The organism is Actinocatenispora comari, assembly GCF_017312725.1.
Classification (GTDB): Bacteria; Actinomycetota; Actinomycetes; order Mycobacteriales; family Micromonosporaceae; genus Actinocatenispora; species Actinocatenispora comari.
Genome location: NZ_BOPO01000057.1, coordinates 1 through 13,820, shown reverse-complemented (window position 1 = coordinate 13,820; position 13,820 = coordinate 1). Strand labels below are relative to the sequence as shown.

Annotated in this window: 14 protein-coding genes, 2 pseudogenes and 1 riboswitch; of the genes and pseudogenes, 11 read left to right on the top strand and 5 right to left on the bottom strand. The window is 74.6% G+C overall.

All coding sequences use genetic code 11. The annotated features are described in order from the left end of the window. Positions 1-423: 423 nt before the first annotated feature. Both NUM_RS17670 and NUM_RS17665 read right to left on the bottom strand, forming a co-directional pair. A complete protein-coding gene (locus NUM_RS17670; RefSeq protein WP_207125986.1) occupies positions 424-1,659 on the bottom strand; it encodes an MFS transporter in 1,236 nt (411 codons plus the stop codon). Positions 1,660-1,820: 161 nt separating this feature from the next. Beyond that, complete coding sequence (locus NUM_RS17665; RefSeq protein ID WP_207125985.1) at positions 1,821-2,525, bottom strand: hypothetical protein; 705 nt, start codon at positions 2,523-2,525, stop codon at positions 1,821-1,823. Between the two features lie 168 nt (positions 2,526-2,693). Between NUM_RS17665 and cobT the strand changes: the two genes are divergently transcribed. The 6 genes and pseudogenes from cobT (at position 2,694) to NUM_RS17635 (ending at position 6,959) form a co-directional block, all read left to right on the top strand. Further along, a complete protein-coding gene (gene cobT / locus NUM_RS17660; RefSeq protein WP_207125984.1) occupies positions 2,694-3,749 on the top strand; it encodes a nicotinate-nucleotide--dimethylbenzimidazole phosphoribosyltransferase in 1,056 nt (351 codons plus the stop codon). A gap of 149 nt (positions 3,750-3,898) precedes the next feature. Then, a pseudogene (locus NUM_RS17655) lies at positions 3,899-4,339 on the top strand (FHA domain-containing protein); the annotation flags it as partial. Positions 4,340-4,443: 104 nt separating this feature from the next. Then, positions 4,444-4,794 (top strand): hypothetical protein, encoded by a 351-nt coding sequence (locus NUM_RS17650; RefSeq protein WP_207125982.1) that lies wholly within the window; start codon positions 4,444-4,446, stop codon positions 4,792-4,794. Between the two features lie 135 nt (positions 4,795-4,929). Next, a riboswitch (cobalamin riboswitch) is annotated at positions 4,930-5,064 on the top strand. Positions 5,065-5,103: 39 nt separating this feature from the next. Further along, entirely contained in the window at positions 5,104-5,316 is a 213-nt protein-coding gene (locus NUM_RS17645; RefSeq protein WP_207125981.1) for a CbtB domain-containing protein, read from the top strand. A gap of 13 nt (positions 5,317-5,329) precedes the next feature. Continuing rightward, the gene (locus NUM_RS17640; protein WP_225918652.1) at positions 5,330-6,181 is read left to right on the top strand and encodes a CbtA family protein; all 852 of its coding nucleotides are present in this window, start codon (positions 5,330-5,332) and stop codon (positions 6,179-6,181) included. Then, positions 6,174-6,959, top strand: coding sequence for a (2Fe-2S)-binding protein (locus NUM_RS17635; protein ID WP_207125980.1), 786 nt, complete (start codon positions 6,174-6,176; stop codon positions 6,957-6,959). The genes NUM_RS17640 and NUM_RS17635 overlap by 8 nt, the downstream gene beginning before the upstream one ends. Before the next feature lie 153 nt (positions 6,960-7,112). Here NUM_RS17635 and NUM_RS17630 read toward each other — a convergent pair whose 3' ends face one another. Beyond that, positions 7,113-7,433 (bottom strand): hypothetical protein, encoded by a 321-nt coding sequence (locus NUM_RS17630; RefSeq protein WP_207125979.1) that lies wholly within the window; start codon positions 7,431-7,433, stop codon positions 7,113-7,115. 87 nt (positions 7,434-7,520) lie between these two features. After that, positions 7,521-8,984 (bottom strand): sensor histidine kinase, encoded by a 1,464-nt coding sequence (locus tag NUM_RS17625; RefSeq protein ID WP_207125978.1) that lies wholly within the window; start codon positions 8,982-8,984, stop codon positions 7,521-7,523. 75 nt (positions 8,985-9,059) lie between these two features. Between NUM_RS17625 and NUM_RS17620 the strand changes: the two genes are divergently transcribed. Beyond that, positions 9,060-9,698, top strand: coding sequence for a response regulator transcription factor (locus NUM_RS17620; protein ID WP_207125977.1), 639 nt, complete (start codon positions 9,060-9,062; stop codon positions 9,696-9,698). A 40-nt stretch (positions 9,699-9,738) separates the two neighbouring features. On the opposite strand, the gene NUM_RS17615 is transcribed toward NUM_RS17620, so the two are convergent. Continuing rightward, positions 9,739-10,092, bottom strand: a complete 354-nt coding sequence (locus tag NUM_RS17615; protein ID WP_207125976.1) for a response regulator — start codon at positions 10,090-10,092, stop codon at positions 9,739-9,741. 177 nt (positions 10,093-10,269) lie between these two features. Here NUM_RS17615 and NUM_RS17610 point away from each other — a divergent pair, with 177 nt between their 5' ends. The 4 genes and pseudogenes from NUM_RS17610 to NUM_RS17595 form a co-directional block, all read left to right on the top strand. Continuing rightward, complete coding sequence (locus NUM_RS17610) at positions 10,270-11,064, top strand: AIM24 family protein (RefSeq protein WP_207125975.1); 795 nt, start codon at positions 10,270-10,272, stop codon at positions 11,062-11,064. A 7-nt stretch (positions 11,065-11,071) separates the two neighbouring features. Further along, positions 11,072-11,962: an AIM24 family protein gene (locus NUM_RS17605; protein ID WP_207125974.1), complete on the top strand. Its 891-nt coding sequence runs from the start codon at positions 11,072-11,074 to the stop codon at positions 11,960-11,962. Between the two features lie 247 nt (positions 11,963-12,209). Continuing rightward, positions 12,210-12,956 (top strand): lysozyme, encoded by a 747-nt coding sequence (locus tag NUM_RS17600; protein ID WP_207125973.1) that lies wholly within the window; start codon positions 12,210-12,212, stop codon positions 12,954-12,956. A 215-nt stretch (positions 12,957-13,171) separates the two neighbouring features. Continuing rightward, a pseudogene (locus tag NUM_RS17595) lies at positions 13,172-13,820 on the top strand (hypothetical protein); the annotation flags it as partial.

Here is a 13,820-nt window from a genome sequence, read left to right as displayed (position 1 = left end):
CCGCCTGGGCGCTGTCCGGCACCGCCGAGCCGCCGGCGTGGCCGCGACCGGACGCCACCCGGTACGAGCCGGCCGGCACCGACTGGCCGGCCGAGCTGCGCGCCCGGTACCGTTCCGCCCGCCGCACCCTGCACGACCGCTGACCCGCACTCCCGCCTGCTGCCGTCCAGCCCGACGGCGGCAGCGACCACCCGGACCTCCGCCCGGCCGCTGGCGTTCCCCCCGCGGCCGGCGCGACCGCCCGGACTCCCGCGCGCTGGCGTTCCACCCACTGCCGGCGCGACCGCCGGGACTCCCGCCCGGCGGCTGGGGTCCCGTCCGGCGGCTGGGGTCCCGTCCGGCGGCTGGGGTCCCGTCCGGCGGCTGGGTCCCGTCCGGTGCGGCCGCCGAACGATCGTCCGGCGGCCGCGCCGTCGTCGGTGTTCAGGTCCGGGCCGCGGCCGGGGTGGGACGGTCACGGGTCACGCCGGCGAGGATCGCCATCACCGCGGCGAGCCCGCCGATCAGCCACAGCGCGTGCTCCAGCCCGGTGTGCTGGGCGAGCAGGCCGACCAGCGGCGGCCCGACCAGGAAGCCGGTGTACCCGATCGGGGTGACCATCGAGATCGCCTGGGCGGCGCGGCCCGGCGCGGTGTCGCCGGCCGCGCTGATCACCGCCGGGAACACGATCGCGGTACCCAGGCCCCACAGGGCGGCACCCGCGTAGGCCAGCCCGGTGACCGGCGCCAGCAGCAGCACCGCCACGCCGGCGAGCGCGAGCAGGGCGGACGCCCGTACCGCCCGGCCCCGGCCGAGCCAGGCGATCGTCCAGGTGCCGGCACCGCGGCTGGCGGCCATCGCGATCGCGAACACCGTGTACGCCGCGGAGCTCGCCGCCGGGGAGGCGTCCCGCACCGTGTTGAAGTAGATGCCGAGCCAGTCCGAGGCAGCGCCCTCCACCACCGTGGAGCACGCCATCACCACGCCGAGCAGGACGAACGGCAGCGTCACGATCCGCCCGACCGACACCTTCGGCGCCGGCTGCGCGGGATCGAGCGGTACCGCGGGGGCCGGGAACGCCGGATCGTGGGCGTCGCGGCCGTCGCGCCGGAACAGCGTCAGCAGCCCGAACACCCCGCCGGCCAGCAGCACCGCGGCCACCGCGAAGTGCACCGGCACCGGGACGTGCGCGCCGGCCACCACCGACCCGAGCCCGGCGGCGACGAACCCGCCGACGCTCCACACCGCGTGGTACCGCGGCATCCAGGCCCGGCCGGCGGCCGACTCGACGTGGTGGCCGTGGATGTTCATCGCCACGTCCCAGCCGCCGTAGCCGAACCCGAACAGCACCAGTACCAGCCCGAGCGCCGGCACCGAGTGCGCCACCGACAGGCCGACCAGCCCGGCCAGGCTGACCACCGTCGCGCCCGCGACCACGACCCGGCTGCCGTACCGGGCGGCGAGGCGGCCGGTGACCGGGGTCGACGCCACCGACCCGATCGCGGTACCCAGCAGGGCCAGACCCAGCGACCGCGGATCGGCGTGCAGCGTGGTGCGCACCTCCGGCAGCCGGGACACCCAGGTCGCCTGGACGGCGCCGGACAGCGCGAACACCCCGCCGGTGGCGTAGGCGGCACGGCGCAGCAGCCGGTGCGTGCCGGCGTTGACAGTGGTACTCACCGGCCCAGCCTGTCAGCCGTTACCGGGCGGCCCGAAGCGCCAGTGGGCGAACTCACCGGGGGCGCCGGCGCGGTTCCCGCAGGGTGGAACGCGCGGTGGCGGGGCGGGGCTTCGCGTCCCCGGTCGGGCCGAGCCGTTGCGACTCGTCAGGCCGCGACTCGTCAGGCCGGGTCGTCGCGCAGCGCCGGTACCGGGCGGGACAGGTCGTGGCTCGCGGCGCGGCTGCGGCGCGGCTCGGTACCGCCCTCGGCGCTCGGCCGGGTCGGGCCGGCCGGGGCGTGCTCGGCCGGCGCGGTGTGCTCGGCCCGGGCCCGGTCGGTACGGCTGTGCTCGGCGCGGGCGGGGCGGCGGCGCCGGTTGCCCTGGGTACCGTGCGCCTCGGCGCGGATCCGGTCCGCGTCCGCGCGGGCCGCCGCGAGCAGCTGGTCGGCGGCTTCCTGCTGGCTGCGCCGCTGTTCGGCGGTGGCGAGCTCGCAGTCCCGGCGGGCCCGGGCGGCCTCCTGCTTGGCCGCCGCGACGATGGCGGCGGCGTCCTCGCGGGCGGCGGCGAGGTACCGGTCGGCGCTGCTGCGCAGCTCGGTCGCCTCCTCCTCCGCGATCGCGAGGATCTGCTGCACCCGGGTACCGACCGGGTGCACCAGCGGCACCCCGGACAGCCGGGCCCGCAGGTCGGCGTTCTCGGCCCGCAGCCGCTGCAGTTCACCGGTCAGGTGCATGGCCTGCCGCTGTTCGTCGTAGAGCGCGGTGAGCTGCTCCTCCAGCTGGGTCATGCACGCCTCGACCTGCTTGCGGTCGTATCCCCACAGCACGACCTCGAAGGTGCCCACCCGCGACGATGTGCCCGACGCCTCCCCGTTGACCCCCATGGCGCGAATGCTTGCACACCGCCGGGGCGGACATGCGTACTTCGTCGGATGTGCCCCGTCCGGGGCATCGGGGGCGCGGTGAGCCGGGCAACCCGGCCCGTCGGCGGCCGCGACGACCCGCGCGGCCCTGGGTAGGGTGCGGTGTCCCGCGAACCGAAGGATGTGCCGATGCCGAGCCTGGACACCGTACTCACCCGCATCGGCCCGGCCGACGAGGCCGCCATGGCCGCGGCCCGGGCCCGGCAGGGCCGGCTGACCAAGCCGCCCGGTTCGCTGGGCGTACTGGAGGAGCTGTCGGTGCGGCTCGCCGGGGTCGCCGGCGCCTGCCCGCCGCCGCTGCCCGAGCCGGTCGCGGTGGCGGTGTTCGCGGCCGACCACGGCGTGCACGCCCAGGGCGTCACCCCCTGGCCGCAGGAGGTCACCGCGCAGATGGTGGCGAACATGCGGGCCGGCGGCGCGGTGGTCAACGCGTTCGCCCGCCAGGTCGGCGCCGCGGTCCGCACCGTCGACATCGGGGTGGCGAGCGAACTGCCCGCCGGGCCGGACCTGATCGCCGCCAAGGTCCGACCCGGCACCGCGGACCTGACGAAGCAGCCGGCGATGAGCCGGGCCGAGGCCGAGCAGGCGCTGCTGACCGGCGCCGGGATCGCCGGCCGGCTGGCCGACGAGGGGTACCGGCTGCTCGCCACCGGTGACATGGGCATCGCGAACACCACCGCCTCGGCGGCCCTGATCGCCGCGTTCACCGGCGCGGCGGCCGAGGCGGTCACCGGCCGCGGTACCGGCGTGGACGACGCGATGCTGGCGCACAAGGTCGACGTGGTGCGCCGGGCGCTGGAGCGGCACCGGCCGGACGCGGCCGACCCGGTCGGGGTGCTCGCCGCCGTCGGTGGGCTGGAACACGCCGGCATCGCCGGCTTCCTGCTGGGTGCCGCCGCGGCCCGGATCCCGGTCGTGCTGGACGGGGTCATCGCCGGCGCCGCCGCGCTGGTCGCCGCGGCGCTCGCGCCGCAGGTCGCCGACGTGCTGATCGCCGGGCACCGGTCGGCCGAGCCGGGCCACGACGCCGCGCTGCGCCACCTCGGGCTGCGGCCGCTGATCGACCTCGACCTGCGGCTGGGCGAGGGTACCGGCGCGCTGCTCGCGGTCCCGCTGGTGCAGGCGGCGGCGCGCACCCTGCACGAGGTCGCCACGTTCGACGACGCGGCGGTCAGCAAGCGCTGAGCAGCACCGCCGGGATCATCGCCGTACGAAGGGGTTCGTCCGGTTCTGCCACCCCGGCGCCGGCTGCGGTCGGCGACGGCCGGCGGACGGTTCGTACCGGTGTGCGACCGGTGCGCCGTCCGCGGCCGACGCGCTGCTAGGGTGGGCCGATGCGACGTGACGATGAGGTACGAGCCGCCGCGCCGGACGCCACCTCGGTGCTGCATCTCGGTGACCTCGCCGACGTCCTCGACGACCCGCGCAGCGAGGTGGCCGCGACCGATCTGGCGCGCAATCTGCCGCCCGGCGCGAAGATGCTCGTGGTCAAGAACGGCCCGAACGCGCCGGCCCAGTTCCTGCTCGACGCGCCGAGCACGGTGGCCGGTCGGCACGCCGACAGCGACATCCTGCTCGACGACGCGACCGTGTCGCGCAAGCACGTCGAGTTCGCCCGGCACGGCGGCCGCATCGTGGCCCGCGACCTGGGCAGCCTCAACGGCACCTACCTGAACAAGGAGCGCATCGACACCGCGACGCTGGCCACCGGTGACGAGGTGCAGATCGGCAAGTTCCGGCTGGTCTACGTGGCCTCCGCGCAGCCCGGTACCGAGCCGGAGCCCGCGTCCGCGGTGCCCGGCCCACCGCCGGTCACCCGCCGCGAGCCGGGCCCGTCCGGCCCGATCGGCCGGTTCTTCGCCCGCCTGTTCGGCCGCCGGTGACGTTGCGCCGCAACCGTTCCGGCCCGCCGGCCGGCCCGTTCCGGTTCGTGCTGGAGAACGCCTTCGTGGTGCCGCTGCGCGGTGTCGTCGCGGTCGGTTCGGTCGCCGAGGGCACCGTGGTTCTCGGCGCGGACGCGGTCGCACTGCTGCCCGACGGCGCGCGCGAGGTGACGGTACGGCGGATCGAGGTGCACCGCCGCAAGGCCGTCGCCGCCGGTGCCGGCGACCAGGCCGGGCTCTACCTCGACGGGCTGACCGCCGCGGACCTGCCGACCGTGCCGGGTGCCGGCGACGCCGTGCTCGACGGTGCCGCGCTCGCCGGCGTCGTCGTCACCTCCCGCGGCTGACCCGGACTCCCGCGAGTCGATCGAGCTCCACGGCCGACGCGACTTCCACGGCTGCCCGACCTGCCACGGCCGACCCGGCCTTCCGTGGCCGACCCGGCCCCCGGAATCGATGCGCTCGTACCCGACACGGGTTCCGTGGCGCCCGACCGGGCCGGTAGGATCCGGGTACGCGTCGGTACGAGGAAGCTGGTGGAACTCCAGCACGGTCGCGCCACTGTGAGCCGGTTGCACACCGGTGAGTCAGACACTCGGCCCTCGCGTTGCCCCGTTCACGACCAGGGACGCTCGATCCCGTCAGGAGGCCTAGCGATGAGCCTGCCCAACTCCGTGCCCGCCGACACGCCGGTCACGCTGCCCATCTCGCGCTCCGCCGTGGTGCTCGCGGTCACCGCCGTGCTGGCGCTCGCCGTGTACTACTTCGTCGGCGTCGACCAGGGCGCCGTGTCGGTGTTCGGCAACGACACGCACCTGCACGAGTTCGTCCACGACGCCCGGCACTTCCTCGGCTTCCCCTGCCACTGAACGGATCGCCGAGATGGACGTGACCGCACGCATCATCGGTCGCGGCGTGCTCGCCGGCGCCGCCGGCGGGTTGCTCGCCTTCGGTTTCGGCCGGCTGTTCGCCGAGCCCGAGATCTCCGCCGCGATCGACTACGAGTCCGGCCGCGAGGCCGCGCAGGCCGCGCTGGACAGGGCCGCCGGGATTCCGGCCGAGGCCGCCGAACCGGAGCTGTTCAGCCGGGCCGTCCAGGCCGACGTCGGCATCGGCGTCGGCCTGATCGCCTACGGGGCGGCGCTGGGGGCGCTGTTCGCCATCGGGTACGCGCTGTGCGTCGGCCGGTTCGGCCCGGTACGGGCGCGGGCGCTCGCGCTCGCCGTGGCCGGCGCCGGCTTCGCCGCGTTCTTCCTGGTGCCGTTCCTCAAGTACCCCGCGAACCCGCCGGCGATCGGGCGGCCGGACACCATCCAGGCCCGCAGCGCGCTGTACCTGCTGATGGTGGCCTGCACGATCCTGTTCGTGGTGCTCGCCGCGTGGCTGGGCCGGCGGCTGACCGCCCGGTTCGACACCTGGACCGCGGTGCTGCTCGCCGGCGCCGCGTTCGTGGCCGCGACCGCGGTCGTGATGCTGGTGTTGCCGCCGCTCGGGCACCTCGGCGGCGGCCACGCCGCGACCGAGACACCGACGCCGCTGCGCGCGCCGTCCGGCCGGATCGTCTACCCGGGCTTCCCGGCGGACGTGCTCTTCCGGTTCCGGCTGTACTCGGTGGCTGCCCAGCTGATCCTGTGGGCGACGATCGGGCTGGTCTTCGCGCCGCTGGCGGACCGGCTGCTGGCCCGGCGCGGCGCCGCCACCCGGGCCCCGGCTCCGGTGCCGCTGGATGCCTGAGGGTCCGGGTTTCTCCCGGGGCCCGGGCGGGGACGACTCGCCCGGGGCCCGGGGCGGGAGCGTCGCCGCGCTCGCCGGCCTGGGCCCGTTCTTCGCGGTACGGCCCTACGATCCGGCCGCGCCGCCGGGCGCACCGTGGCGGCCGATGCGCGAGCTGGTCGACGACCCGGCGGTGTTCGCCGACCGGGTCGCGCGGGTACGGGCCGCGCTCGGCACCGCCGCCGGCCGCGCGGCGGGCGAGATCGAGGAACGGGTCGCGGTGTCGGTCGCGCAGCTGGGGCTGGTGGCGCGGCTGCTGTCGCCCGCGCTGGCGCTGGCGGCCGGCACCGGCACGGTGCCGGCGCTGCCGCTGTCCCGCCTGTACTGGCAGCCGACGCTCGGTGGCCCGTTCCCGCTCGCCGTGCCGAACCCGGCCCCGGGTCGGCCACCGACCGCCGAGATGGCCGGCGAGTTCCGGCGCTCGGTGCTCGACACCGGGGTACGCGAGCTGGTGGCCGTCGCGGGGCGCTGGCCGCTGTCGGTACGCATCCGTTGGGGCAACGTGGCTTCCGCGCTCGGTGGCGCGGCCGGCATGCTCGTCGCCGGGCGGCCCGAGCTGACCGGACCGACCCGTACGTTGCTGTCCGCGCTGCTGCGCGACGAACCGCTGCGCGGCACCGCGACCGTGGACGCGGCCGGCCGGTTGCACCGCCGCAGCTGCTGCCTGATCTACCGGACCGCCGGCCCCGCGCGCCCCGGAAACCTCTGCGGCGACTGCGTTCTCGCGCACCGGGACTGAGCCACCCGGCGGCACCGGGGCGGCTGCCGCTGGAGACCAGGGCCGGGCGGGAAGCAGCCGGGCTGGCCGGGAGGGAAACAGGCGGGCTGGCCGCGGGGTGACGTGCGGGAGCCCGCCGGGGGGCTGTCGGGCTCCCGCACATCCCCGCGGGGGTCAGCCAGGTTCGGGTGGGGCGCAGGCCGCGACGGCGGCGACCGCGCGGCGCATCCTGGCGATCGCCAGGTCCGGGTGGTCGCCGTACTCCTGCGCGACCCGTTCCAGGCAGCCGCGCCGGCCGAACAGCCGCAACGCGTCCCGGATCGCCGCGGTGATCTCGTCGGCGGCCAGCCGGCCGGCGAGCGGCAGCTCGGAGGCGAACAGCGCCTCGCAGGCGACGGTGCGTACGGCCGCGCCCGGCGCCGCACTCCGCGCGTCGGTGGCGAGGGTCTGCTGGTACCGCATCCGGTTCGCCTCCCCGACGTCTCGGTCACTCACCGCCACTGGTGTCAGACTGCCGCATCGGCGCCGGGCCGTCAGCACCGGCAGCGCCCGTCTGCGGTACCGGCTGGCGGGTAGCCGCGACTACCGGCTGGCAGGGGGGTCGTCGGTCAGCGGGAGGGTCACGGCGAGTTCGGTGCCCTCGCCCGGCGGGCTGGTGAGCCGCAGCGTGCCGCCGAGCGCCTCGACCCGGTCGGTGAGGCCGATCAGGCCGGAGCCACGCGCCGGGGTGGCGCCGCCGACGCCGTCGTCCCGGACCATCAGCCGCACCTCGTGCGCGCCGGCCTCGACCTCGACCCGTACCGCGGTGGCGTCGGCGTGCTTGGCGACGTTGGTCAACGCCTCGGCGACGAGGTAGTAGACGGCCACCTCGGCCGGGTCGGGCAGCCGGCCCGGTACCCGGGTGTCCACCTCGACCGCGAGCCCGGAGCGCCGGGCCAGGGCGCGCAGCGCCGCGGGCAGGCCGGCCTCGGTGAGGATCGCCGGGTGGATCCCCCGGGACACCTCCCGCAACTCGTCCAGTACCTCGTTGAGGCCGGCGGCGACGGCCCGCAGATCCCGGCGTACCGGCTCGACGCCGGCCGGCAGGTCCGCCTCGATCACCCGGACGTCCAGGGTCAGCGCCACCAGCCGCTGCTGCACGCCGTCGTGCAGGTCGCGTTCGATCCGGTACCGGGCGCGGTCGGTGGCGGCGACCACCCGGGCCCGGGAGGCGACCAGCTCGGCGCGGTGCTGCTCCAGCGACCGGCCCATCGCGTTGAACGAGCCCGACAGCACGCCGATCTCGCCGATGCCGTGCGCGGGCATCCGGACGGCGAGGTCGCCGGCGGCGAGCCGACCGGACATCGCGGCCGCCTGCCGGACCGGCGCGACGATGAACCGCATCAGGTAGCCGGCGAAGAGCCCGATCAGCAGCACCGAGCCGGTCGCGCCGGCGATGCCGCCGCCGACCAGCCAGCGGAACGTCCGCGCCGACGCGGTCGCCCGCTCGGCGCTGAGCTGCCGTTCCGCCGCCGCGAACTCGGTGAACTGGGCGCGGGCGCCGTCGATGCGACGCTTCCCGTTGTCGAAGGTGGCTGGGCTGCGCGCGGTGCGGTCTCCCGCCCGGGCCTGCGCCACCACCGGTACCGAGTGGTCGGCGATGTAGGACTCGACGCTGCGCGCGATGCCGTCCGCCCGCTGTCGCTGCTCCGGCGTGATCGACGAGCGCTCCAGCTGGCGGACGACGACCGGTACCTCGGCCCGTGCCGCATGCCACGGTTCGAGGTACTTGTCCTGACCGGTGAGCAGGTAGCCGCGCTCGCCGGTCTCGATGTCGATCAGCAGCCGTTCCAGCTGGTTCGCGGTGGCCAGGGCCTGCTGCGAGTGCAGCGCGAGCCGGGTCGTCTCGCGCTCCTCGGCGACGGCGAACGCCAGCGCCGCGAACACCCCGCCGATCACGCCCGCCAGCATCGCGCTGGCCGCCGTGATCCGGCGCCCGAGGCCGCCGCGCATCAGCACCACCCCGGTCGGGCCGGAAAGTGCCGGTTCGGCCGACGGCGGGTGCACCGATCGCCCGCTAGCGTCGCAGGGGTGCGTGCAGTGACCGGGGAACCCACCCCGCGGCACCCCGAGACGCCCCGGGTGGTGCTGGCCGACGACGACGTCCTGCTGCGGGAGAGCATCGCGAGCCTGCTCGCCCGGTCCGGGTTCGACGTGGTGGCGCAGGTGAGCGACGGCGACCGGCTGGTCGAGCGGGTACGGTCCGGTGCTCCCGATCTGATCATCACCGACATTCGGATGCCCCCCACGCACACGACCGAAGGTCTGGACGCCGCGCGGGCGATCCGGCGGGAGTTCCCGCACGTCAGTGTCCTCGTACTGTCAGCGTATGCCGAGGTCACGCACGCGATCGACCTTCTCGTCGGCGGACAAGGCGTCGGCTATCTGCTCAAAAGCAGGGTGACCGACGTCGGCGAATTCGTCGAAACTCTGCACCGTTTGGTGGGTGGCGCATCGGTCGTGGACCCGGCAGTGGTGCAGGAACTGGTGTCGGCGCGCCGCCGTACCGACCGGCTCGGCGAGCTGACCGCCCGGGAGCGCGAGGTACTCACGTCGATGGCCGAGGGGCGCTCCAACGCCGGCATCGCGCACCAGCTCTGGATCAGCGAGGGCACCGTCGAGAAGCACGTCCGCAGCATCTTCGGCAAGCTGAACCTGGCGGAGACCGACGACGACCACCGCCGGGTCCTCGCGGTCATCACCTACCTCGAGTCGCGCTGAGGCGACCGTACCTGCCTGGAGTCGCGCCGAGGCGGTCGCTTCAGCGCAGCAACGCCCGGATCGCGTCGCCGGACAGCGCCGGTTTCTCCACGAATCCGACGCCCGGTCCGGCCTCGACCAGGTCCTCGAAGTCGTCCCGGGCGTGATTCGACATCATGATCAGCGTGACCCGCGGCGCCGACCGGTGCAGCTGCCGGGCCACCGCGAAGCCGCTCTCCGCGCCGAGGTCGACGTCCACCAGCACCACGTCCGGCCGTACCCGGGCGACGGTGTCCAGTGCCTCGGCGCCGTCGCCGGCGACCGCCACGACGTCGATGCCCTGACGGTTGAGCAGGCCGGCCGCGGAGCGCAGGAACGGCACGTTGTCGTCCACGAGCACGCACCGCACAGCCATCACCCCAGGTTGCCGCCCGACGACCGGCCCGCGCATCCCTGCTATCCGGAGTTTCGGCCCGGCGACCGACCGGCACCGCTCCGCCGCCCGCCGGCCCGGCGACCCCGCCGCGCAGGCTCGCCAGCGGTTGTTACCTTCGACCCGGCCCCGAGGGGGGGCGGGACGGAGGCAGCCAGGGTGGATCGCATCGCATGCGAGTGGTGTCGGGTGCAGAACCCGCCGGGCGCCACGACGTGTCAGACCTGCGGCGCGCCGCTGGACGTCCGCAACAAGGTCAGCGACTCGGGTTGGCGCGAGGCACCCCGGCTGCGCGACATGACCGAGTTCCGCTTCTCCGGCAGCGTCTGCCAGGTCGAGGGCGAGCTGGTGCCGGTGGCCGAACTCGCGCTCGCCCCCAACGACTGGGTGTACTTCGAGCATCAGGTGATGCTGTGGAAGGACGAGGGGGTGCCGCTGTCGGCGATGCAGACCGGCGGCGGGTTTCGCCGGATGCTCGGCGGGATGCCGTTCGTGCTGTCGGTGGCGAGCGGCCCGGGCCGGGTGGCGTTCTCCCGCGACGCGCCGGGCGAGCTGGTCGTGCTGCCGATGCCGCCGGGCATCGAGCTCGACGTGCGGGAGCACGCGTTCCTGCTGGCCGCGGGGTCGGTGGGCTACTCATTCATCCGGATCAAGGGGCTGGCGAACATCCTGCACGGCGGCAACGGCATGTACCTGGACCGGTTCGTCACCGGCCCCGCGCCGGGCATCCTGATGCTGCACGGCAACGGCAACGTGATGGAGCGGATGCTGCGGCCGGGCGAGAAGATCCTGGTCGAGCCGGGCGGCTTCCTGTACAAGGACGCCAGCGTGCAGATGCAGGCGGTGCAGCAGGAGCTGAAGGTCGGCCTGATGCGCAAGATGTACCTGGCGGAGATGACCGGACCGGGCCGGGTCGGCATCCAGTCGATGTACGTGCACCACAAGACCGGGTGAGCCGCCGATGACCGCACCCACGCACCACTACACCTGCCGGTACTGCCGGCACTCCAGCGACCCGACCGGGGTGTCGTGCCCGCGCTGCGGCGCGCCGGTGGACGTCACCGCCGCGGTCACCCGGTCCGGCTGGCAGCGCCAGGAGCCGATCACCGACATGGCGCGCATCCAGTTCGGCCAGTCGTACGTGCAGGTCGAGGGGACGCAGGTCCCGGTCGCCGACTTCGCGCTGGCCGGCGAGGAGTCGATCTACTTCTCGCACCACTCGCTGCTGTGGACCGATCCGCAGGCCCGGCTGTCCTCGATGGGGCTGTCCGGCGGGTGGAAACGGGTCATGTCCGGGCTGCCGCTGTTCATGATCACCGGCCGCGGCCCGGGGCACATCGCGCTGTCCGACAACCACGCCGGCGACCTGGTCTGCCTGCCGCTGGAACACGGCCAGTCGATCTGGACCCGGGAGCACCGGTTCGTCGCCGCGACCGGCAACGTGACCTACGACTGGCAGAACACCGGCATCTGGTTTCGCACCCGCAACGGCGACGAGACCGAGACGCACTACCCGATCGGCATGTTCGGCGACGTGTTCACCGCGCGCGACTCGCCGGGCCTGCTACTGCTGCACTCGCCGGGCAACACGTTCATCCGCGACCTGGCGCCGAACCAGCCGCTGCTGATCCAGCCGTCCGCGCTGCTCTACCGCGACCAGTCGGTGCAGATGCACCTGCACCTGGAGTACCCGCGCAGCAACGGAGGCTTCTGGACCCGCAGCTACAGCTACCGGAACGTGTGGTTGCGGCTGATCGGGCCGGGCCGGGTCGCGGTGTCGTCGGTGACCGAGCCGCCGGAGGCGAGCAACCCGATCGTCCGCAGTTCTCCCGCCACCACCTGGCGGTGGTGAAGCGAGCGCGCCTCGCGCCGGGCCCCGGCGGGAGGCGCGCGGGCCACCGCGGCGGGATGCGCGGCAGAAGCGGCGAGGTGCGCGGCAGCTGGGCGCCGGGCGCGCAACCGCAGCACGGCATAAAAACGACAGAAACGAAAATAGTCTGGAAGAATCCTTCAAACGGTCTTGAGACCTTCCGCCGGCAATGAGAATCTTTGCCGACCGAGCCGGCCATGTCCGGCCTGCCGTCTACGGGAGGTTCTGCATGATCGTCCGTATCCCCCGCGTCATTGGACGTGCCGCGATCGCCGCGGCAGCAGTGCTCGCCACCGGCGCCGCGTGCGTCGGGCTCTCCGCCCCCGCCCAGGCCGCCACCTACGTCAACGGCTTCGACGTGTCGCACTACCAGGGCACGATCAACTGGGCCAGCCAGTACAGCAAGGGCGCGCGGTTCGCCTACATGAAGGCGACCGAGGGCACCAGCTACCGCGACCCGAACTTCAACACCAACTACACCAACTCGTACAAGGCGGGGTTCATCCGCGGCGCGTACCACTTCGCCCGGCCGAACGTCTCCTCCGGTGCCACCCAGGCGGCGTACTTCGCCAGTCACGGCGGCGGTTGGTCGGCCGACGGCAAGACGCTGCCGCCGGCGCTGGACATCGAGTACAACCCCTACTCGGGCGGCACCTGCTACGGGCTGTCGCACTCCAGCATGGTCAGTTGGATCAAGTCGTTCTCCAACTACATCCACACCAAGTACGACAAGTACCCGATGATCTACACCACCTACGACTGGTGGAAGACCTGCACCGGCAACTCCAGCGCGTTCGCCGCGACGAACCCGTTCTGGATCGCGATCTACCGCTCCACCCCGCCGACCTCCATCCCGGCCGGCACCGCGACCTGGACGATGTGGCAGAACGCCGACTCCGGCACGTTCCCCGGTGACCAGGACAAGTTCAACGGCAGCATGACCCGACTCAAGGCACTCGCCACCAACCACGACTGAGCCGTCGCAGCACTTCGTGACCGCCGGGCCCAGGGCCCGGCGGTCACGCCGTTCCCGTCTCCGAGCGTCACCATCTCGTCGCCGCAGCGTTGTCCATAGTGGACGGTCAGCGGTCGCCTCGTCGCACCCCGTCGGTGTGGCGCCGCGACCCGCGGGCGCGACGCCGGTATGGTCGACGCGGATATTCGGTATGGAGCGGGAATATGGGGCGAGTCGTGCGTGCTCCCGAGAGGCGGAACGCGGTACCGGTCGGCGCCGCCGCGGTGCTGCTCACCGCGGCACTGGCCGGCTGTACCGGACCGGCCGCCGGCAACGATCCGGCACCGGCCAAGGTCGGCCCACCGGTACGGTCCGTGACCGTGCTCGACGACCCGAGCCCGGCCGCCCTGGCCGCCGCGGTCAGCCGGCACCTGTTCACCTCGTCCCCCGCGGTGGTCGTCGCCGCCGCAGCCGATCCGGACGGGCTGCGCCGCGCCGCCAGCCTGGCCGAACAGCGCCGAATGCCGATGCTCGTCGCCGGTACCGCGGCCGGCACCGGCCACGCCGGCAACGCACCCACCGACACCCCCGCCGCGTCACCGACCGGGTCGCCCGGCACGGCCGCGCCGGTGCGCGGGGACGCCGCCGCGCTGGGCGCCGAACTGCGCCGGCTGCATCCGCAGAACGTGCTCACCGTCGACCCGGCGGCGCAGCGGGCGGTGCGCGCGGCGCTCGGGTCGGGGTCGGACGCCGCCTCGGTGCGTACCGACCCGGCGGACCTGCCGACCACCCGACCGCCCCGCGGCCTGCCCGGGGTGACCGTGCTGGTGCACGCCGGCGGCGACGCGGCGACCCGGGCCGGCGCCACCGCGGCCACCGCGACCG

Coding starts and splice junctions, on each gene's coding strand:
- NUM_RS17665 (WP_207125985.1), bottom strand. CDS start 2,525: ATGGGGGTCAACGGGGAGGCGTCGGGCACATCGTCGCGGGTGGGCACC.
- cobT (WP_207125984.1), top strand. CDS start 2,694: ATGCCGAGCCTGGACACCGTACTCACCCGCATCGGCCCGGCCGACGAG.
- NUM_RS17645 (WP_207125981.1), top strand. CDS start 5,104: ATGAGCCTGCCCAACTCCGTGCCCGCCGACACGCCGGTCACGCTGCCC.
- NUM_RS17640 (WP_225918652.1), top strand. CDS start 5,330: ATGGACGTGACCGCACGCATCATCGGTCGCGGCGTGCTCGCCGGCGCC.
- NUM_RS17635 (WP_207125980.1), top strand. CDS start 6,174: ATGCCTGAGGGTCCGGGTTTCTCCCGGGGCCCGGGCGGGGACGACTCG.
- NUM_RS17615 (WP_207125976.1), bottom strand. CDS start 10,092: ATGGCTGTGCGGTGCGTGCTCGTGGACGACAACGTGCCGTTCCTGCGC.
- NUM_RS17605 (WP_207125974.1), top strand. CDS start 11,072: ATGACCGCACCCACGCACCACTACACCTGCCGGTACTGCCGGCACTCC.
- NUM_RS17600 (WP_207125973.1), top strand. CDS start 12,210: ATGATCGTCCGTATCCCCCGCGTCATTGGACGTGCCGCGATCGCCGCG.